This window comes from Erwinia sp. BNK-24-b, from assembly GCF_047456155.1.
Lineage (GTDB): Bacteria > Pseudomonadota > Gammaproteobacteria > Enterobacterales > Enterobacteriaceae > Erwinia > Erwinia phyllosphaerae.
Genome location: NZ_CP179901.1, coordinates 4,349,401 through 4,370,543 on the forward strand (window position 1 = coordinate 4,349,401; position 21,143 = coordinate 4,370,543).

A 21,143-nucleotide genomic window follows, 5' to 3' on the forward strand; every position below is an offset into this window, starting at 1 on the left:
AAGTTTTCCTCTCTTTTGCCCGGAGCTATTTATAATTCAGGCGGCGGGCTAATGCCCGATGCGTTTTAGTATGACTATTCTTGCGGTTGAAAGGAAAAATTTTATGGAGCTTTCTGCGCCACTTCTGTTGGTTATCATTGGATTAAGCTCGCTGGTTGCCCAGTGGCTGGCCTGGTTGCTGCGTCTGCCGGCCATTTTGCCACTGCTGATTTTCGGTATTCTCCTGGGGCCGGTAGGCCATATCCTGCAGCCGGACGCGCTGTTTGGCTCGCTGCTGTTCCCGCTGGTGTCCCTGTCGGTCGCCATCATTTTGTTCGAGGGCGCATTAACGTTGCGCTTCGATGAAATTCGCGGTCTGGGCAAGGTGGTACGTAACCTTGTGACGGTGGGTATGCTGGCCACGTTTCTGGTGGTCAGCGTAACCTGTTGGCTGCTGCTTGGCTTCCCGTCCGAGCTGGCGGCACTGGTTGGTGCCGTCACCGTAGTGACAGGCCCGACGGTTATAGCCCCGCTGATGCGCGTGGTGCGCCCTAACAAAGCGATTAACCAGATCTTGCGCTGGGAAGGCATCGTCATCGATCCGGTCGGCGCTATTTTCACGCTGCTGGTTTTTGAATTTATTGTGCTACAGCAAAAAGCAGAGTCATTAACGCACCTGTTCTGGACTTTTGGCGTCACCGTAGTGGTTGGTACCGTCGGCGGCGCGCTGTTTGGCTGGCTGATGGGGCTGGCTTTAAAACGCGTCTGGCTGCCGGGCTATCTGCAAAACTTTGCGGTGCTGGCCGTAACGCTGACCGCTTTTGGCGCGTCTAACGCCATTGCCGACGAATCGGGTCTGTTAACCGTCACGGTGATGGGCATCTGGCTGGCAAACATGCGCGACGTAGATTTAAGCGAGATTATCGCGTTTAAAGAAGAGCTGTCGGCGCTGCTGATCTCCGCGCTGTTTATTATTCTGGCGGCGAGGCTGGATATTAACGCGCTGATAGCAATGGGCTGGCCGCTGGTAGGTCTGCTGCTGGCAGTGCAGTTTATCGCTCGCCCGCTCTGTATCCTGCTTTCCACATGGGGCTCGAAGCTGCCGTGGCGCGATAAGCTACTGCTGAGCTGGATTTCTCCGCGCGGGATCGTGGCGGCGGCGGTCAGCTCGCTGTTTGCCTTAACGCTGGAGAAAACAGGTTATGAAGGCGCCAGCAGGCTGGTCACGGTGGTGTTTGCCGTGATTATCGGCACAGTGGTACTGCAAAGCCTGACCAGTTCGTTTCTGGCGCGCGCGCTGCGGGTACAGCAGCGTGAACCGCGAGGGATTCTGATTATTGGCGCCAACAGCGTTGCCCGCGCTCTGGCCGCCGCGCTGCAAAAGCTGGACCTGCCTGTTCTGGTTACGGACAGTAGCTGGGAATATTACCGGCTGGCGCGCATGGAAGGTATCCCGGCCTATTATGGCAATGCCTGGTCAGATCATGCCGAAAACTTTCTCGATCTCAGCGAAACGGCGCAGGTGCTCGCCCTTTCGCCTAACCGCCATCAGAATGCGCTGGCCGTCTATCACTTCAGCCATATTTTTGGCAATAACAACGTGGCGGCGATTCGCTCTGGTGCCGCGCTGAAAGGCCGTCGCGACAGTGAAAGCCCGCGCTTCCGCCGTCATGAAGTGTTGTTTAGCCAGGAACATACCTATGCGCGCCTCAGCAGTTTGCTGGCAAAAGGTGGCGTGATTAAAGCCACCAGCCTGAATGAAAATTTCGGCTGGCAGGAATATCTGGAAAAGCATCAGACGGCGCTGTTACTCTTTATCCAGGATGAGCACGGCAAGCTGAAAATGTGCGACGGAAACGCGCCAAAACTGCCCTGCACGGTCATCGCCCTGGTACAAAATGAAGAATCCGCCAATACCCGGGATTGACAGCGACCCAATAACCCGGTATTTCTGGGCGGCTAGCTGCGCATCTGATGCGCAGGCCAGAAGAGGCGCGTCGCCCAGGCAGTGTGTGGGAGGAACCGAATCCAGTGATAACACATCAGGGGGAGCGACGCCGAGGTACAAACCATGCGGTATGGGGCGTATCGACCACAGGGGCTGAATCCTCTGGGTTGTCACCAGGATCGTTCACCGGTTGAACGATTTACAAGGTGGAGCGCTTCTGGGTGACTCGTAGTAATCCCTTTCTACGTCTACCCCGTTTCTGCTCTTCCCTTGTGCCAAGGCTGATGGAATCTAACCTGACACGAGGTATGTCAAGACATGTCCCAATCATTAATCGTGGCGAAATTTGGCGGCACCAGCGTTGCCGACTTTACCGCCATGAACCGCAGCGCCGACGTGGTGCTGGCCGATCCGAATGTCCGTCTGGTGGTACTTTCCGCCTCTGCGGGCGTCACCAATCTGCTGGTTTCACTGGCGGAAGGCCAGGATCAGGAGCAGCGTGCTTTCCTGCTGGATGAGATTCGCCGTATTCAGTACGCCATTATCGATCGTCTGCCGCACTCCGAGGTGCTTTATGACGAGATCGATCGCATGCTGGAGAACATCACCACGCTGTCGGAAGCCGCCGCGCTTGCAACGTCGACGGCGTTGACCGATGAGCTGGTGAGCCACGGCGAATTAATGTCGAGCCTGCTGTTTGTGGAAGTCCTGCGTCAGCGTCAGGCCGCCGCCGAGTGGTTCGACGTGCGTAAGGTACTGCGCACCGATGACCGCTTTGGTCGCGCGGAAGCGGATATTGCGCTGCTGGCCGAGCTGGCACAGGCGCAGCTGGCACCGCGCCTCGAAAAAGCGCTGATTGTGACCCAGGGCTTTATCGGTAGCGAAGCCAAAGGGCGTACAACCACCCTGGGACGCGGCGGCAGTGACTATACCGCGGCGCTGTTGGGCGAAGCGCTGCACGCCAGCCGGATTGATATCTGGACGGACGTGCCGGGGATCTACACCACCGATCCGCGCGTGGTGCCAACGGCCAAACGCATCGACGAAATCACTTTTGAAGAAGCTGCCGAAATGGCAACTTTTGGCGCCAAGGTGCTGCATCCTGCTACGTTGCTGCCTGCCGTGCGCAGCGATATTCCGGTATTCGTGGGTTCCAGTAAAGACCCTGCCGCTGGCGGCACGCGCGTCTGTAACGAAACGCAGAATCCACCGCTGTTCCGCGCGCTGGCACTGCGCCGCAAGCAAACGCTGCTGACGCTGCATAGCCTGAACATGCTGCACGCTCGCGGCTTCCTGGTGGAAGTTTTCACTATTCTGGCGCGGCACAATATCTCTGTTGACCTGATCACTACGTCAGAAGTAAGCATCGCGCTGACGCTGGACACCACGGGATCAACGTCTAACAGTGACGGATTGCTGACCCAGGCGCTGCTGACGGAGCTTTCCTCGCTTTGCCGCGTAGAGGTTGAAGAAAATCTGGCGCTGGTGGCGCTGATTGGCAATCAGTTGTCCAAGGCCTGCGGCGTTGGCAAAGAAGTGTTTGGCGTGCTGGAGCCGTTTAACCTGCGTCTGATTTGCTATGGGGCCAGCAGCTACAACCTTTGCTTCCTGGTACCGGGCAATGATGCCGAACAGGTTGTGCAGGCGCTGCATAAAAACCTTTTCGAATAACGCTAGCGGCGTCATACAAAAACCGGGCTTTGCCCGGTTTTTTTACTTTAGTGGCTGCCCGTTTTCTTATCTTTACCCCATCTCACCTCATAGTTTGATCTGCCTCAAAGCTACTGCATAAATCTACCTTCACACCGCCCATTCTCCATTCCGTTGAATTGCGGGTGTAGCAAGCCAGGGATAATCGCGGCGTCAAATCAAACTATGGAGTCTGTAATGCGTAGGTTAGTTGCTGAAGCGCTGGGAACCTTTGTTCTGGTTCTTGGTGGATGTGGTAGTGCGGTTCTGGCCGCGACGTTTCCCGGACTGGGCATTGGCTTTGCTGGCGTCTCGCTGGCGTTCGGGTTGACCGTCTTGACCATGGCTTATGCCGTAGGCCATATCTCGGGCGGCCATTTTAATCCGGCGGTCACGCTGGGCCTGTGGGCAGGCGGCCGCTTTCCCGCCTCACAAATTTTTGCTTATGTGCTGGCGCAGGTGGTCGGCGGCGTGCTGGCGGCGGGCGTGCTTTATCTGATTGCCAGCGGTCACGCCTCTTTTAATGCGGCAGCAAGCGGCTTTGCGGCAAATGGCTATGGCGAGCATTCGCCGGGCAGCTTTTCGCTGCGTTCCGGCATGATAACGGAAGCCGTGCTGACTGCCGTTTTCCTGCTGGTGATCCACGGTGCCACCGGCAAGCGTGCGCCAAAAGGATTTGCTCCCGTCGCTATCGGCCTGGCGCTGACGCTGATTCATCTTGTCAGCATTCCGGTGACCAACACGTCGGTTAACCCGGCCCGGAGTACCGCCGTGGCAATCTTTCAGGGTGGCTGGGCACTGGATCAGCTCTGGATGTTCTGGGCAATGCCGATTGTCGGCGCTATCGTTGGCGGCCTGATCTATCGCGGTTTGCTGGCTGAAAAGGAGTAATCTGCGGCGGCGGTATTGCTGGCTGACAAAGAGTGAGCTGCGGCGACGGTATGCTGGCTGAAAAGGAGTGCTCTTCGGCGACGGCATTGCTGGCTGATAAGGAGTGAGCTGCGGCGATGGCATTGCTGGCTGACAAAGAGCAATCTTCGGCGGCGGCATGGCTGGCTGACAAAGAGCAATCTTCGGCGATGGCATTGCTGGCTGACAAAGAGCAATCTTCGGCGGCGGCATGGCTGGCTGACAAAAAGTAATCTTCAGCGGCGGATGCTGTTCGCCGCTTCCTGCCTTTTTCCGGTTTTAACGCGCTGGCAGCTTTGCCTGCATGTATGGATGACTTCCCGATCTGCTTTTCCCGAAGGCGCTGCTTTCCGACCTGCCTGCTGCCGGGCTTCAAGCCTTCTTTTCCTGGCCGCTAATGTTATGATTCAACGTCCGCTTTTCCCCCGTTCCGGGAAAACGGCTCATCATACTAATACAACATCAAAAGGAAGTCTGGCTATGCTCGCCACCGTTACCCGGCTGTTCCCTTTATGGGCAGTCCTGCTTTCCCTTGCCGCTTATTACACGCCAGCCACCTTTCTGGGGATTGGCCCGTGGGTGACTTATCTGCTGATGCTGATTATGTTCGGCATGGGCGTTACGCTGAATATCAACGATTTTAAACGCGTATTAACACGCCCTGCGCCAGTCATCGCCGGAACTTTTCTCCATTATCTGGTCATGCCGCTGGCCGCGTGGGCGCTGGCAAAGCTGTTTAAGATGCCGCCGGATCTGGCCGCCGGTATGATCCTTGTAGGCAGCGTCGCCAGCGGTACGGCTTCTAACGTAATGATCTATCTGGCCAAAGGTGACGTCGCGCTGTCGGTCACTATCTCTTCCGTTTCTGCGCTGGTGGGGGTTTTTGCCACGCCGCTGCTGACCAAACTCTATGTGGATACGCATATTCAGGTGGACGTTGTCGGCATGCTGTTAAGCATTGTGAAAATTGTGGTGGTGCCTATCGGCATCGGCCTGCTTGTTCACCATACGATGAATAGCGTAGTCAGACGCGTAGAGCCTTACCTGCCCGCTTTTTCTATGGTCTGTATCCTGCTGATTATCAGCGCCGTGGTGGCGGGCAGCCAAGGCTTTATTGGCTCGGTCGGCCTGGTGGTCATTGCCGCGGTTATTCTGCATAACGCGATTGGCCTGCTGGGCGGCTACTGGGGTGGAAAGCTGTTTGGCTTTGATGAGTCGACCTGCCGCACGCTGGCGCTGGAGGTAGGCATGCAAAATTCCGGCCTGGCGGCAACCCTGGGCAAGCTTTACTTTTCCCCGCTGGCGGCGTTGCCCGGCGCGCTGTTTTCCGTCTGGCACAACCTTTCCGGCTCGCTGCTGGCGGGTTACTGGTCTGGTAAACCTATCAAGAAAAAGTAGCGCTGTTTCCCCTGCATCATGCAGGGGAACTGCTATTCCTCTCGCTCGTCGTCGGGCTGCTCCAGTACGCTGTAGGCTACGGCGCAAAACAGTGAATTCAGACGGTTCATATCGCCCAGCAGCCCCAGATGCAGCGAACTGGTTTCGATGCTCTGGACGTTCTGCTGATGCAGCCTGTCCACATGCTTATGGGAATAGCGGCGATTAGTGATGCGAAAGCGGTATTTGGCTCGACGCAGCCGTTTGGCACTGGTGATATCTCGCGATAAAAAGACCGACAGGCCGAGGCGCAGGTTAGCGTTAATTTGCTCAAGCAGGGCATCCAGTTCACCCAGCCCCTCCACAGAAAAATTACGGTTCACGTTTAATGACTTATCTACTACCGAGCCGCTCATCCGCTCCAGAATATCCCCGGCCATCTCCAGGTTCAGCGCCATTTCAATAATTTCTGCCCAGCGTCGCGAATCCTCTTCCGGCAGATCTTCTTTTGGCATTTGCGCCAGATAGAGTTTGATAGCGGTATAAAGCACATCCACATCATCATCCAGCCTGCGTATTTCCCGCTCCTCCCGTAGTTCGCCATGCACCACTTTACTGAAGGAGTTCAGCATTTGCTCCAGCACGTCGCCCATACGCAGCGTTTCGCGCGAAGCATTTGCCAGCGCCAGCGCGGGGGTATCAAGCGCACCGCTGTCCAGGTGTTTGGGTTTTAACCGCAAATCGGTTTCCGGTTCTTCCCGGATAAGACGACGGCATAAGTCGGCCATCAGATCGGTAAAAGGCACCATCAGCAAACAGCGAAGAAGGTTGTAGAAGACGTGAAAGAAAATAACCAGCTCTTCGTTGTTTACCGGCAGCTTTTGCAGCCAAACTGCCAGTAAATCGATAAAAGGCAGGACAATCAGCGAACCGATAAATTTAAACAGCAGGCTGCCCAGCGCCACCTGTTTACCTGCGGCATTGGAAGTACTGTTGTTCAGCATCGCCAGCAGGCCGCTGCCCAGATTCGCGCCAATCACCAGGCATAACGCCACCTTAAAAGAGATAACGCCGGTCGCAGTCAGCGTCGCGGTAATCAGTACCGCCGCCAGGCTGGAATAGCTGATAATGGCGAAGACCGCGCCAATCAGCGCATCAAGCATTACGTCGCCCGTCAGCGAAGAGAAGATGACCTTGACGCCCGCCGCCTCGGTAATGGGTTTAGCCGCCGCGACGATCAGCTGCAGCGCCAGCAGAATGAGTCCCAGTCCGATACTTGCCCGGCCAAGCTGCCCGGCGCGCGTCTGCTTGCGCCCCAGAAAAAAGACGACGCCAAAAAAGATAAACAGCGGTGAAAGCCAGGAGAGGTCGAACGTTAAAATACGCGCCATCAGCGCGGTCCCGACATCTGCACCCAGAATAATAACCAGCGCGGGGGTCAGCGCCACCAGCTCCTGCGCGACAAAAGAAGTGACCAACATTGTGGTGGCATTACTGCTCTGGACCAGCGCGGTAACGCCAATTCCGGCCACAAAGGCGAGCGGTTTTTTCTCCACGCTCCGGCTAAGCACACGACGTAAATCTGCGCCATAAACTCGCATTATGCCGGTACGAACAATGTGCGTTCCCCAGACCAGTAACGCAATGGCGGAAAGTAAGTTAAGCAGGGTTAGCACCGATATTGACCTCACTATTTTCAGACCTGACAACGCAAACGGACGTTTGCGTTATGACCATCTCAGTTTAGCCGCTTTATCGAAAAAGCTTCGTTATCAGCGTGATATTAAAAGCCAGAATGGACAGGCCGTGAAGCGGCGGCGTCGGTTGCTCTCGTAGAAAGCGAAGAGAAGGAGAAAGGCAGGGCGGCTCTTTCCGCCCCTCCTGATGAAAACTTAGTCTGCGTCATAGCCAAGATTCGGAGCCAGCCAGCGCTCAACTTCGCTCACCGACATGCCTTTGCGCCTGGCGTAGTCTTCAATCTGATCGCGCTGAAGCTGGGCAACGGCAAAATATTTACTTTGCGGATGGCTGAAGTACCAGCCGGCGACCGACGCGCCAGGCCACATGGCAAAAGATTCGGTCAGCTTCATGCCGGTGTGCTTTTCCACCTCCAGCAGCTGCCAGATGGCGGCTTTTTCCGTATGTTCGGGACAGGCCGGATAGCCGGGCGCCGGGCGGATCCCCTGATAGTTTTCCCGAATCAGCTCTTCATTGCTCAGGTTTTCCGTGGGCGCAAAGCCCCAAATCACCTTACGCACGCGCTCATGCAGATATTCCGCAAAGCCTTCCGCCAGGCGATCGGCCAGCGCCTTCACCATGATTTTGTTGTAATCATCGTGCGCCATAGCGAAAGCTTCGGCCAGCGAGTCTTCTTCCAGGCCACCGGTCACGGCAAAGGCCCCCAGATAGTCTGCTTTGTGGCTGGAAGCGGGAGCGATAAAGTCGGCCAGACAATAGTTAGCAAAGTCCGTTTTCTCGGTTTGCTGACGTAAGTGATGGCTTACTTGCATAACATCCTTGCGCGACTCGTCCCGATAAATAACGATATCATCGCCGACGCGATTGGCCGGGAAAATACCGACCACGCCACGCGGAGTAAGCGCCTGCTTCGCGCTTAGCTCATCCAGCATGGCGTTGGCATCGGCAAGCAGCCGCGTCGCCTCTTTACCAACGATTTCATCTGTCAAAATGCGCGGATATTTACCGGCTAACGACCAGGTCATAAAGAACGGCGTCCAGTCGATATAGTGGCGCAGCGTTTCTATGTTAGCACTTACTTCGCTTACACCCAGCCGGTGGGGTACGGGCGGCGCATAATTCTCCCAGTCCAGCGCCAGCTCGTTGGCTCTGGCTACCGCCAGCGATACCGGCGGCGTTCGCGGTTTTTTACGTGCGTGCTGAATGCGCACCGTTTCATACTCTTTACGCGTGCGGGCAATAAAATCAGCGCGTTGAGTAGCAGACAGCAGCGCTGAAACCACGCCGACTGTTCGTGAGGCGTTCTGCACATACACCGTCGGGCCGCTGTAGTTTTGCTCGATTTTCACTGCCGTATGGGCTTTTGAAGTAGTGGCCCCGCCTATCAGCAACGGCAGCGTAAAACCCTGCCGCTCCATCTCTCTGGCGACGTTGACCATCTCATCCAGCGACGGCGTAATCAGTCCGGAAAGGCCAATCATATCCGCGTTGTGCTCTCTGGCAGTTTTCAGAATTTTATCGCCGGGCACCATCACGCCAAGATCGATAATTTCATAGTTATTGCATTGCAGCACAACGCCAACGATGTTTTTACCAATGTCATGCACATCACCTTTTACCGTCGCCAGCACGATTTTCCCGTTAGTGCTGCCCTTCTCTTTACTCGCCTCAATATAAGGCTCCAGGTAAGCCACCGCCTGCTTCATTACGCGTGCGGATTTAACAACCTGCGGCAGGAACATTTTGCCTTCGCCAAACAGGTCGCCCACGACGTTCATGCCCGCCATCAGCGGCCCCTCGATGACCTCTATCGGGCGGCTGGCGTTCTGCCGCGCCGCTTCGGTGTCCTCTTCGATAAATTCGGTAATACCTTTGACCAGCGAATATTCCAGCCGCTTTTCTACTTCCCAACTCCGCCATTCCGCCTGCGGTTTGTTTTCGTCATCCGCTTTGCTACCGCGATATTTTTCCGCAAGGTTTAGCAGCCGCTCCGTACCGTCTTCACGACGGTTCAGCACCACGTCCTCTACCGCATCGCGCAGTTCAGGCGCCAGATCGTCATAGATAGCCAGCTGGCCAGCGTTAACTATCCCCATATCCATGCCGTTGCGAATGGCGTAGTAAAGAAACACCGCGTGGATAGCTTCCCGTACCGGATCGTTACCGCGAAAAGAGAATGAAACGTTGGAGACGCCGCCCGAAATCAACGCATGCGGCAGCTCGCGCTTGATATCCTCACAGGCACCGATAAAGTCCATTGCATAGTTGTTGTGCTCTTCAATACCGGTGGCAACGGCAAAAATATTGGGGTCGAAAATAATATCTTCCGGCGGGAAACCCACCTCTTCGGTCAGAATTTTATACGCGCGGCGGCAGATTTCGATTTTGCGTTCGCGCGTGTCCGCCTGGCCAGCTTCGTCAAACGCCATGACCACCATTGCAGCACCATAGCGACGCACCAGGCGGGCGTGGTGGATAAAAGTTTCGACGCCTTCCTTCATGGAAACAGAGTTAACAATGCCTTTGCCTTGAATGCATTGCAGACCCTTTTCAATAACCTCCCATTTGGAAGAGTCGATCATCACCGGCACGCGGGCGATATCCGGCTCGCCAGCAATCAGGTTGAGGAAGCGCACCATCGCCGCTTCGGCATCCAGCATGCCTTCATCCATATTGATATCGATGATCTGCGCGCCGCTTTGCACCTGCTGCAGCGCCACTTCCAGCGCTTCGTGATATTTTTCTTCTTTAATCAGCCGCTTGAATTTTGCCGAACCGGTGACGTTGGTTCTCTCGCCCACGTTGACGAACAGCGTTTCCGGGCCGATGGTTAACGGCTCCAGGCCTGCGAGCCGACAGGCAACGGGCAAGTCTGGCAGCGGACGTGGCGCGACCCCTTCGACTGCAGCGGCCATCGCAGCAATATGTGCTGGCGTGGTGCCGCAGCAGCCGCCAACGATATTCAGGAAGCCGGACCGTGCCCATTCGCCAATCTGTTCCGCCATGATTTGCGCATCCAGATCGTATTCGCCAAAGGCATTTGGCAGGCCCGCATTGGGATGTGCGGTAACGTAGCTTTCCGCAATACGCGACAGCTCAGCGACATACTGACGCAGCTCGTCCGGCCCCAGCGCGCAGTTAAGGCCAAACGATAACGGCCGGGCGTGACGCAGCGAGTGATAGAAAGCTTCCGTGGTCTGGCCGGAAAGCGTGCGGCCAGATGCGTCGGTAATGGTGCCGGATATCATTAGCGGTAGCGTGATGCCCTGCGCGTCGAACTCGCTCTGTACGGCGAAGATAGCCGCTTTGGCATTCAGCGTGTCGAAAACCGTCTCGATCATAATAATGTCGACACCGCCCGCCATCAGCGCGCGCGTGGATCCCCGATAGGCTTCCACCAGCTGATTAAAAGTGACGTTGCGGAAAGCGGGATCGTTAACGTCCGGGGAGATAGAACAGGTACGGTTAGTTGGCCCTAATACACCGGCGACATAGCGCGGTTTGTCCGGCGTTCGCGCCGTCCACGCGTCGGCACACTCGCGCGCCAGCTTCGCCGCCGCGTAGTTAATTTCTGCCGACAGCGATTCCATCTGGTAATCGGCCATTGCGACAGGGGTGGCGTTAAAAGTGTTCGTTTCCAGAATGTCCGCGCCCGCCTGGAGATAGGCGTGATGAATTTCACCTATGACATCGGGCCGCGTCAGCACCAGCAGATCGTTGTTGCCCTTCAGGTCGCTTTGCCAGTCAGCAAACCGTGCGCCGCGAAAATCTTCTTCGCTCAGCCGATAGCTTTGGATCATTGTGCCCATGCCGCCATCCAGCACCATGATGCGCTGTGCCAGCTGCTGATGCAGCGCTTGCGTTCTGTTACTCACTCCGGCCTCTTCGTCACTTAGCGGTATGGTGTCTGCGTTTCATACTGGCATAATTTTTGAGCAGGTCAAAGCAGGCAATATTCTCCGGAGAGAGTGATATTGATAACGCCGTTAACGCTTAATTTTATGGAATATCCGTGAAGCTCTATCTGCGAAGCATTACGAGGAAATAAAAAGGCCAGCGTAGTAGCTGGCCCCCTTTCTGCTATTCCAGCGTAGGATTCATATGGCGCAAATCGAACGGCGTAATCTGGTAGACGTAGTAATTCAGCCAGTTAGAAAACAGTAGGTTGCCGTGGCTGCGCCAGCTGGCACGCGGCGGCAGCTCCGGATTGTCCTGCGGGAAATAGTTATAGGGTACTTCCGGATTTAATCCGGCTTCGTAATCGCGGTGGTATTCGCCAGACAGCGTTAACGCATCATATTCCGGATGACCCGTGACAAACGCCAGCCGCTTATCTTTGCTGGCAAACAGGTAGGCGCCCGTTTCTTCAGATTCAGCAAAGATTTCCAGATCCGTATAGTCGCGCAGCAGATGCGTCGGGAAATCTGCATAGCGAGAATGCGGTGCCAGGAAAGTATCATCAAAGCCGCGGGTTAATAGCGCGTGCGGATGCAGTATACGGTGGTCATAAACGCCCGACAGTTTCTTTTCGCGCGTCTGCTTAGGGATACCATAAAGAATATTCAGCGCAGCCTGCACGGCCCAGCAAACGAAAAGCGTGGAGGTAACGTGCTCTTTTGCCCAGTGCAGCACGCGCTGGATCTGCGGCCAGTAGGCCACGTCATCAAAATCGACCAGCCCCAGCGGCGCGCCGGTAACGATAAGGCCATCATAGTTATTGTTCTGAATATCCTCAAAATTACAGTAGAAGTTATTCAGATGTTCCATCGGGGTATTGCGCGATTCACGGCTGTCGATACGCAGCAGCTGAATATCAATCTGCAACGGCGAATTGGAAAGCAGACGCAAAAACTGGTTTTCCGTCTCAATCTTCTTTGGCATCAGATTCAAAACCAGCACTTTTAACGGACGGATTTCCTGATTGCTGGCACGCGAAGAGGTCATAACAAAGACATTTTCGTTGCGCAGAAAATTCACGGCTGGTAATTCATCGGGTACCCTAATCGGCATAGCCTGTTTCCTCAACTAACCATTTATACGTTTAGACATCCAGACAGCCAAAGATAGCGGGTTGCCCGGTAAATGTCGAGAGCTCATGCAGTAGTTGAAAATGTTTCATCTGTACTCGCTAAATAGCTCGACAAAAGGCAGCGTCACGGCTGCGTCCGCGCTGGCATGGCGGTACAGCAGCCACGTCCGGCTCTTTACCGGTTCATCGCCCACGAAAAGCGGCACGCGAAACAACGACTCCGCCAGCGGCTGGTAGCTGGAGACAATTGCGTAGCCCATTCCCCGCTCCACCATCGCCAGGCAGACTTCCAGCTTGTCTACGTTCATGGTTATATGCGGCGCGGTGGAATAGCTGGCGTTCCACCACCTTTCAATCAGACGCGTAATATGGCCACCGTGATTAATTTTTATTTGCGGCAGATGCGGCAACTGCGCTAAATCCAGTGGCTGGCGGCTGATCAGGTAATAGTTATCTTCATTCACCAGCCGTTTCCCCTCTTTCCAGCCGTAGTCATCCTTAACCAGCGCCAGATGCACATCGCTACGCTGTAGCCTGATATACATTTCCTCGCTAAGGCCGCTGACCAGCCTGACGCTGATCCCGGGATGCTGCTGGCTAAACTGATGCAGTAAATCGGGCAGGCAATAGGCGGCAAAGTTACTGGAGACGCCAATACGTAATTCTCCCTGCTGCGGGCCGTTCAGGTTTTGCAGCGTCGTTTTGAGCAGCTGTAGCTCAGCAAGCACGGTTTCAGCATGCTGCGCCAGGTAGCGACCCTGAGCGGAAAATGTCAGGCCACGCCCGTTTTCTTCAAATAGCTGCACAGACAGTTTGCGCTCAATCTGCTTTAGCCTGTAGCTCAGAGCGGGCTGTGAAGTAAAAAGCTGCTCCGCCGCGCGAGTAATGTTTTTGTACTGCCATACGGTCCGGATGATTAACCAGTCTTTTTCGTTCATCGCGCCCTCTGCATCGTCAGGAATCGTACTACCATAAAATATTTTTTGCTCAGGCGGTGCAAGCCATAAAAAAGCTCAATTGGGAATTGAGCAGGAAAAAGCCTATATCTGGTTAACGTATTAATTTCACAGAAATTAACTGCACCGAATCAGGGAAAAATTATGCCTGTATGCACCAAAAACGCGCAGAAAGATAAAATTATTTATGCCGTCGACGCTATTGCGCCAGCAATACGAGCGCTGGCGCTGGATCTGCATCAACACCCGGAACTCAGCTTTGAGGAACACCGTTCGGCTGCGGCACTGATCGCGCCACTGCGTGAAGCAGGCTTTACCATTGAAACAGGTACGGCAGGACTGGAAACGGCTTTTCGCGCCAGCTGGCGAACGGGCCAGGGCGGCCCGACCATCGCCTTTTTAGCCGAGTATGATGCACTGCCAGATCTGGGCCACGCCTGTGGTCACAATCTGATTGGCAGCGCCTCGGTAGCGGCTGCGCTGGCTTTAAAAGCGGCAGAGCTGGACTTTAATGGCTGTATTGAGGTCATCGGGACGCCAGCAGAGGAAGACGGCGGCGGTAAAATCATCATGGTAGAAAAAGGCGTTTTTAAGGATACGGACGCCGTAATGATGTTTCACCCACGAGAGAAAAATATGGTCGTGCGCGGCGCTCTGGCCTGCCACGATTCAACGTTTAAATTTTACGGTAAAGCTTCTCATGCTGCATCCGCACCTCAGCTGGGGATCAGCGCGCTGGATGCAGTTATCCATACCTTTAACGGCATCAACGCCCTGCGTCAGTTTTTTACCGATGATGTGCGCGTGCATGGCGTAATCACCAACGGCGGCAGCGCCGCTAACATCGTTCCCGCCTATGCAGAAGCTAAATTTATCCTGCGCGCGGCTACCGTGGGCGGCCTGAGCGAGGTACGCCGCAAGGTTTACGCTGCGGTAAAAAGTGCAGCGGAGATGACCGGTGCCCGAGTGGAAATCGAAGAAGGCCTGATCTACGCCGAGCGCAACAATAACCTGGCTCTGGCGGCCAGCTTTACCCGCAATCTGGCGATGCTGGGTGAGGAAAACCACGCTACACCGCAAAGCGGCGGCGTCGGCTCATCCGATATTGGCAATGTCAGTCAGGTGACGGCGGCTATTCATCCCTATTTGCGCATCGGCGACGTTACGCCGCATACGCCAGAGTTCGCTGCTGCGGCAGGTTCGCCAGCAGGGCTGGACGCTATGCTGACCGCCGCAAAGGCGCTGGCCATGACGGCTTACGATTTATGCCACGATGAGGCTCAGCTAATAGTCGTCAGAAATGAGTTTATCGAGTGGCAATCACAAACGGTACGGGCAGGAGAAAAATAATGAAAACTTCTATTTTGACGCTGGCGACGCTGGCTCTGTGTTGTTCTTCGGCACTGGCAGCAGGCGAAACCCTGCGAGTGGGGGCGGATTTGAGCTATCCGCCTTTCCAGTACCGCGATGTTAACGGCACGCCCACGGGCTTTGAAGTGGATATCACTAATGCCGTTTGCAAAGCCGTAGCGGTGAAATGTGTTTATGTTGTTAGCAGCTTTGATGCCGAAATCCCGTCTTTAATGGCCAAAAAGGTCGATTTCATCTCACCGCTGGGCGCCACGACGCGGCGTAAAGAATCGATAGATTTCAGTAACTTTATCTATCACGTTCCCTCGCAGCTGGTAGCTCGTAAAGGTTCAGCTTTGCAGCCAACAGCAGAATCTCTGCAGGGCAAAAATATCGCTGTGCAGCAAGGTTCTATCCAGGAGATGTACGCCAATAAATATTGGGCACCTAAAGGCGTTAGCGTAAAAACCTATCCCGATCAGGACGTTATTTACCAGGACCTGGCAGCGGGTCGTCTTGATGGTGCGCTTAGCCCGTCGGTGGCCGTTACCTTTGGCTTTTTGCAAAAGCCAGAAGGTAAAGAGTTTGCGCTGACCGGTCCGGAAGTGCGTGATGAAGTGCTATTCAGCATCGGTTCAGCCTACGGCGTGCGTAAAGGGGATGAGAAAACGCGGGCGTTGCTGAATGAAGGGCTGGCGAAGATTATGGCCGATGGTAGCTGGCAGAAGATTAAGCAGCACTACTTTGGCGATATTGAAATGAAGGTGACCAGAACGGGCGCGCAGGAAGCGGTGAAATAAATCTTATGCCACGGGAAGGCGGTACGACGAACAAGATGGGGGCTGTATGCAGCTAAGTGAACCAATCCAGGCAGAACTTGTTCCTCTGATGAACCGGGTCCTGGACCAGTTTCAACACCTTAACCGCCTTTCCGGCAGCGAAGGTGCCGAACGTGCAGTCGATTTCCTTATGCAGCAGCTTAGCGCTACAGGCCTCTCTCCGATACGTGAAACCTGTGAGCTTTATCTCAGCGATCCGCTTGCAGGCTCGCTGATTTTGCCTGACTTTCCACACTGGCAGGGAGAAGCAAAAACTCGCTCGTTTTCGGCAAACTGTCCGGCCGGGGTAACGGGAGCGCTGGTTTACGATCGACAATCTCTTCACCCAATTAGCGACCTGGAGCGGACAGCCTGGGAAACATCGGTACGTGGAAAAATCGTTATCGCCGACCAGGCTTTTGAAGATTACGTTCAGCGTCTGTGCCAGGCGGGGGCTGTAGGTCTGGTGCATATCTGGGGATCGCCCGAATCAGTCCTGCACGAAGAAACGGTGGGGCCGGTTTGGGGAACGCCGGTACCCGACGATATGGCGCTATACCCCACTCTTCCCGTTATTTCTGTTAACCATCAACAAGGCAGAGAATTACTGGAAATAATAAATATGCAGCAAGAGGTGTTAGCCTGTCTTTCCACCAGGCTGGATGAGCATGTTGCCTGCTGTAGCCTGCCTGTTGTTACTATCCGTGGCGAACTTGATGAGTTTGTTTTACTTTCCAGCCATTACGATTCCTGGCATGAAGGCGTAACCGATAATGCAACGGGTAACGCACTCTGTGTCGCCGTAGCGGCGTATTTTCATCAGCACCAACCTCTTTTAAAGCGCGGACTACGCATTGCATGGTGGCCGGGCCACTCCAATGCCCGCTACGGAGGATCTACCTGGTATGCCGATCGCTATCGTCATGAGTTACAGCAGCAGTGCGTGGCTCATATCAATGTGGATTCTCCCGGCTGTAAGGATGCAACGGAAGTTATTGTGAATGCCAGTGGCGCAGAAAATCCTGACTTTTTACAGCGAATTGTCGGTCAGATAACGGGCAAGCCTGCCCGACGAATTACCCCTCCGGGAAAGGGAAGCGATCACTCTTTTTGGGGATGTGGTATTCCATTGCATTTTGCTTTTCGTGAAGAGCCGGAAATCGCTGGCAGCCAGTCGCCTGGTAGCGGCGGTGGATGGTGGTGGCATACTGAATATGATACGCGCGACAAAGTTGATGATGCGATTCTCTGGCGCGATTGCCAGATCCATATCGGCTGGCTGGCGCAGCTACTCGGTGACGAAGCGCTACCTGTAGATCCTTCAGGCTATTTGGTCTTGCTGTTGCAGGAGCTGGAGCAGTTGCAAATTTCACTGGATGTGCAGTTTGATCTTGCGCCGATCGGAGACGAAATTCGGCGATTACAGCAGAAAATTGCAGATATCGGTGACAGGTATAAAAATCCAGAAACAGGTCAAATTATCTGTCGAGCCGTCTCTTTATGGCATCGCGTTCGCTATAGCTCAACCGATGATTTTCATTATGACCGAAGTTATCGCGGCGGCGCTTTTGCTGGCCTACAGATTCTACGCGGGCAACGGCAACACAATACAGCTCCGCTCACGTTCCTTACCATGACGACCCAGTTTGTACGTCAGCGCAACAGAGCTATAAGTTTGCTACAGCAAAGTGGCGAGTTACTGGAAAGTATTCCGGTTTCCGACATCAGGCAGGATTTTATCAATGCAGAAATGTAAATAAAGGGAGTTTCCTGACGCGCAAATGCAGAGTACTGCCATCAGACGCGGGTTTTCCGGCGCGCAAATGCAAAAAACCCTGACCGTGAGGTCAGGGTTATCGCAGTTTGATGCCTGGCAGTTCCCTACTCTCGCATGGGGAGACCCCACACTACCATCGGCGCTACGGCGTTTCACTTCTGAGTTCGGCATGGGGTCAGGTGGGACCACCGCGCTAAAGCCGCCAGGCAAATTCTGTTCTTCACGCCGCCACAGGCCGCGCAAAGTTATCCGGGAACAAAGCTGAAAATTCTGTGTCTCTCAACACGCGCCAGAACGCTTCTGGCGTTGTAAGGTTAAGCCTCACGGGTCATTAGTACCGGTTAGCTCAACGCATCGCTGCGCTTACACATCCGGCCTATCAACGTCGTCGTCTTCAACGTCCCTTCAGGTGGCGTAAAGCCACAGGGAGAACTCATCTCGAGGCAAGTTTCGCGCTTAGATGCTTTCAGCGCTTATCTTTTCCGCACTTAGCTACCGGGCAATGCCACTGGCGTGACAACCCGAACACCAGCGGTGCGTTCACTCCGGTCCTCTCGTACTAGGAGCAACCCCTCTCAATTCTCCAGCGCCCACGGCAGATAGGGACCGAACTGTCTCACGACGTTCTAAACCCAGCTCGCGTACCACTTTAAACGGCGAACAGCCGTACCCTTGGGACCTACTTCAGCCCCAGGATGTGATGAGCCGACATCGAGGTGCCAAACACCGCCGTCGATATGAACTCTTGGGCGGTATCAGCCTGTTATCCCCGGAGTACCTTTTATCCGTTGAGCGATGGCCCTTCCATACAGAACCACCGGATCACTATGACCTGCTTTCGCACCTGCTCGAGCCGTCACTCTCGCAGTCAAGCCAGCTTATGCCATTGCACTAACCTCACGATGTCCGACCGTGATTAGCTGACCTTCGTGCTCCTCCGTTACTCTTTGGGAGGAGACCGCCCCAGTCAAACTACCCACCAGACACTGTCCCCACGCCAGATTATGGCGCCAGGTTAGAACATCAAACGTTAAAGGGTGGTATTTCAAGGATGGCTCCACGCAGACTGGCGTCCACGCTTCAAAGCCTCCCACCTATCCTACACATCAAGGCTCAATGTTCAGTGTCAAGCTGTAGTAAAGGTTCACGGGGTCTTTCCGTCTTGCCGCGGGTACACTGCATCTTCACAGCGAGTTCAATTTCACTGAGTCTCGGGTGGAGACAGCCTGGCCATCATTACGCCATTCGTGCAGGTCGGAACTTACCCGACAAGGAATTTCGCTACCTTAGGACCGTTATAGTTACGGCCGCCGTTTACCGGGGCTTCGATCAAGAGCTTCTCCTTGCGGATAACCCCATCAATTAACCTTCCGGCACCGGGCAGGCGTCACACCGTATACGTCCACTTTCGTGTTTGCACAGTGCTGTGTTTTTAATAAACAGTTGCAGCCAGCTGGTATCTTCGACTGGCTTCGGCTCGGGGAGCAAGTCCCTCCACCTACGCGCCAGCGTGCCTTCTCCCGAAGTTACGGCACCATTTTGCCTAGTTCCTTCACCCGAGTTCTCTCAAGCGCCTTGGTATTCTCTACCTGACCACCTGTGTCGGTTTGGGGTACGATTCTGTGTTACCTGGAGCTTAGAGGCTTTTCCTGGAAGCAGGGCATCTGTTACTTCAGCACCGTAGTGCCTCGTCATCACGCCTCAGCCTTAAGCATCCGGATTTGCCTGGATGCTCAGCCTACACGCTTAAACCGGGACAACCGTCGCCCGGCCAACATAGCCTTCTCCGTCCCCCCTTCGCAGTAACACCGAGTACAGGAATATTAACCTGTTTCCCATCGACTACGCCTTTCGGCCTCGCCTTAGGGGTCGACTCACCCTGCCCCGATTAACGTTGGACAGGAACCCTTGGTCTTCCGGCGAGCGGGCTTTTCACCCGCTTTATCGTTACTTATGTCAGCATTCGCACTTCTGATACCTCCAGCAGCCCTCACAGGCCACCTTCGACGGCTTACAGAACGCTCCCCTACCCAACAACACATAGTGTCGCTGCCGCAGCTTCGGTGCATGGTTTAGCCCCGTTACATCTTCCGCGCAGGCCGACTCGACCAGTGAGCTATTACGCTTTCTTTAAATGATGGCTGCTTCTAAGCCAACATCCTGGCTGTCTGTGCCTTCCCACATCGTTTCCCACTTAACCATGACTTTGGGACCTTAGCTGGCGGTCTGGGTTGTTTCCCTCTTCACGACGGACGTTAGCACCCGCCGTGTGTCTCCCGTGATAACATTCTCCGGTATTCGCAGTTTGCATCGGGTTGGTAAGCCGGGATGGCCCCCTAGCCGAAACAGTGCTCTACCCCCGGAGATGAATTCACGAGGCGCTACCTAAATAGCTTTCGGGGAGAACCAGCTATCTCCCGGTTTGATTGGCCTTTCACCCCCAGCCACAGGTCATCCGCTAATTTTTCAACATTAGTCGGTTCGGTCCTCCAGTTAGTGTTACCCAACCTTCAACCTGCCCATGGCTAGATCACCGGGTTTCGGGTCTATACCCTGCAACTTAACGCCCAGTTAAGACTCGGTTTCCCTGCGGCTCCCCTATACGGTTAACCTTGCTACAGAATATAAGTCGCTGACCCATTATACAAAAGGTACGCAGTCACACCACAAGGGTGCTCCCACTGCTTGTACGTACACGGTTTCAGGTTCTGTTTCACTCCCCTCGCCGGGGTTCTTTTCGCCTTTCCCTCACGGTACTGGTTCACTATCGGTCAGTCAGGAGTATTTAGCCTTGGAGGATGGTCCCCCCATCTTCAGACAGGATATCACGTGTCCCGCCCTACTCTTCGAACTCACAATAAGTGTATCTTCGTGTACGGGAGTATCACCCTGTACCCTGCGACTTTCCAGACGCTTCCACTGACACACAAACTGATGATGGTTCCGGGCTGTTCCCCGTTCGCTCGCCGCTACTGGGGGAATCTCGGTTGATTTCTTTTCCTCTGGGTACTTAGATGTTTCAGTTCCCCAGGTTCGCCTTGCAGCACTATGTATTCATGCTGCAATGATGCACAAGTGCACCGGGTTTCCCCATTCGGGTATCGTCGGTTGTAACGGTTCATATCACCTTACCGATGCTTATCGCAGATTAGCACGCCCTTCATCGCCTCTGACTGCCAGGGCATCCACCGTGTACGCTTAGTCACTTAACCTCACAACCCACAAGCGTCCCGAAAGACACGTTGCTGTTGCAGGCATTGAGAGACTCGACCGCATCGCTCCGTTCATTCTTATTACGGAGAATGAACGCGACGCGTCGTTTCAATTTTCAGCTTGTTCCGGATTGTTAAAGAGCAAATATCTCAAACGTGGCTCGTAAGCCAGTTTTGAGATACTTCGTGGAGACACCTTTCACCTGTCACCAAGCAAGTGGCGTCCCCTAGGGGATTCGAACCCCTGTTGCCGCCGTGAAAGGGCGGAGTCCTAACCGCTAGACGAAGGGGACGTGAAATTTGCTTTGCGAATCACCGATTCGCTAATTTCACGTAAAGGCAAGATTTTCTTAAGAAAATCGCGCGACAACTTCACTTGTCACTTTACCCCCAACGCGTTA

At 54.6% G+C, this 21,143-nt stretch carries 12 protein-coding genes, 1 tRNA gene, 2 rRNA genes and 1 riboswitch; of the genes, 8 read left to right on the forward strand and 7 right to left on the reverse strand.

What is annotated here, in order from left to right; translation table 11 throughout:
* Positions 1 to 103 precede the first annotated feature (103 nt).
* From ACMGGR_RS20075 to panS, 5 genes are all read left to right on the forward strand, one after another.
* Positions 104 to 1,906, forward strand: coding sequence for a cation:proton antiporter (locus ACMGGR_RS20075; RefSeq protein WP_414147708.1), 1,803 nt, complete (start codon positions 104 to 106; stop codon positions 1,904 to 1,906).
* Positions 1,907 to 1,958: 52 nt separating this feature from the next.
* Positions 1,959 to 2,152: riboswitch (Lysine riboswitch) on the forward strand.
* Between the two features lie 93 nt (positions 2,153 to 2,245).
* A complete protein-coding gene (gene lysC, locus ACMGGR_RS20080) occupies positions 2,246 to 3,598 on the forward strand; it encodes a lysine-sensitive aspartokinase 3 (protein ID WP_246762380.1) in 1,353 nt (450 codons plus the stop codon).
* Between the two features lie 204 nt (positions 3,599 to 3,802).
* Positions 3,803 to 4,507 carry an aquaporin Z gene (gene aqpZ / locus ACMGGR_RS20085; RefSeq protein WP_414147709.1) on the forward strand — a complete coding sequence of 235 codons (705 nt, stop codon included), beginning with the start codon at positions 3,803 to 3,805 and terminating at the stop codon, positions 4,505 to 4,507.
* 116 nt (positions 4,508 to 4,623) lie between these two features.
* The gene (locus ACMGGR_RS20090; protein WP_414147710.1) at positions 4,624 to 4,758 is read left to right on the forward strand and encodes a hypothetical protein; all 135 of its coding nucleotides are present in this window, start codon (positions 4,624 to 4,626) and stop codon (positions 4,756 to 4,758) included.
* 247 nt (positions 4,759 to 5,005) lie between these two features.
* Positions 5,006 to 5,923 carry a ketopantoate/pantoate/pantothenate transporter PanS gene (gene panS, locus ACMGGR_RS20095; protein ID WP_414147711.1) on the forward strand — a complete coding sequence of 306 codons (918 nt, stop codon included), beginning with the start codon at positions 5,006 to 5,008 and terminating at the stop codon, positions 5,921 to 5,923.
* 32 nt (positions 5,924 to 5,955) lie between these two features.
* Here the strand turns inward: panS and ACMGGR_RS20100 are convergent, their stop codons facing one another.
* The 4 genes from ACMGGR_RS20100 to ACMGGR_RS20115 form a co-directional block, all read right to left on the reverse strand.
* Positions 5,956 to 7,578 carry a Na/Pi cotransporter family protein gene (locus ACMGGR_RS20100; protein WP_246762369.1) on the reverse strand — a complete coding sequence of 541 codons (1,623 nt, stop codon included), beginning with the start codon at positions 7,576 to 7,578 and terminating at the stop codon, positions 5,956 to 5,958.
* 216 nt (positions 7,579 to 7,794) lie between these two features.
* On the reverse strand, positions 7,795 to 11,475 hold the full coding sequence (metH, locus tag ACMGGR_RS20105) for a methionine synthase (protein ID WP_414147712.1): 3,681 nt from the start codon (positions 11,473 to 11,475) through the stop codon (positions 7,795 to 7,797).
* 205 nt (positions 11,476 to 11,680) lie between these two features.
* Positions 11,681 to 12,610 carry a homoserine O-acetyltransferase MetA gene (metA, locus tag ACMGGR_RS20110; RefSeq protein ID WP_246762365.1) on the reverse strand — a complete coding sequence of 310 codons (930 nt, stop codon included), beginning with the start codon at positions 12,608 to 12,610 and terminating at the stop codon, positions 11,681 to 11,683.
* A 105-nt stretch (positions 12,611 to 12,715) separates the two neighbouring features.
* On the reverse strand, positions 12,716 to 13,567 hold the full coding sequence (locus ACMGGR_RS20115) for a LysR family transcriptional regulator (RefSeq protein ID WP_414147713.1): 852 nt from the start codon (positions 13,565 to 13,567) through the stop codon (positions 12,716 to 12,718).
* Between the two features lie 162 nt (positions 13,568 to 13,729).
* On the opposite strand from ACMGGR_RS20115, the gene ACMGGR_RS20120 reads away from it, so the two are divergent.
* From ACMGGR_RS20120 to ACMGGR_RS20130, 3 genes are read left to right on the forward strand one after another with little or no spacing between them, the layout of a single operon-like run.
* The gene (locus tag ACMGGR_RS20120) at positions 13,730 to 14,935 is read left to right on the forward strand and encodes a M20 family metallopeptidase (RefSeq protein ID WP_414147714.1); all 1,206 of its coding nucleotides are present in this window, start codon (positions 13,730 to 13,732) and stop codon (positions 14,933 to 14,935) included.
* Positions 14,935 to 15,735: a transporter substrate-binding domain-containing protein gene (locus ACMGGR_RS20125; protein WP_414147715.1), complete on the forward strand. Its 801-nt coding sequence runs from the start codon at positions 14,935 to 14,937 to the stop codon at positions 15,733 to 15,735. Before ACMGGR_RS20120 ends, ACMGGR_RS20125 begins: the two co-directional genes overlap by 1 nt.
* A gap of 46 nt (positions 15,736 to 15,781) precedes the next feature.
* On the forward strand, positions 15,782 to 17,509 hold the full coding sequence (locus ACMGGR_RS20130; protein ID WP_414147716.1) for a M28 family peptidase: 1,728 nt from the start codon (positions 15,782 to 15,784) through the stop codon (positions 17,507 to 17,509).
* A 112-nt stretch (positions 17,510 to 17,621) separates the two neighbouring features.
* On the opposite strand, the gene rrf is transcribed toward ACMGGR_RS20130, so the two are convergent.
* From rrf to ACMGGR_RS20145, 3 genes are all read right to left on the reverse strand, one after another.
* A 5S ribosomal RNA gene (gene rrf / locus ACMGGR_RS20135) occupies positions 17,622 to 17,737 on the reverse strand.
* Between the two features lie 103 nt (positions 17,738 to 17,840).
* A 23S ribosomal RNA gene (locus ACMGGR_RS20140) occupies positions 17,841 to 20,742 on the reverse strand.
* Between the two features lie 218 nt (positions 20,743 to 20,960).
* Positions 20,961 to 21,035 (reverse strand) — tRNA-Glu (locus ACMGGR_RS20145).
* Positions 21,036 to 21,143: the final 108 nt, after the last annotated feature.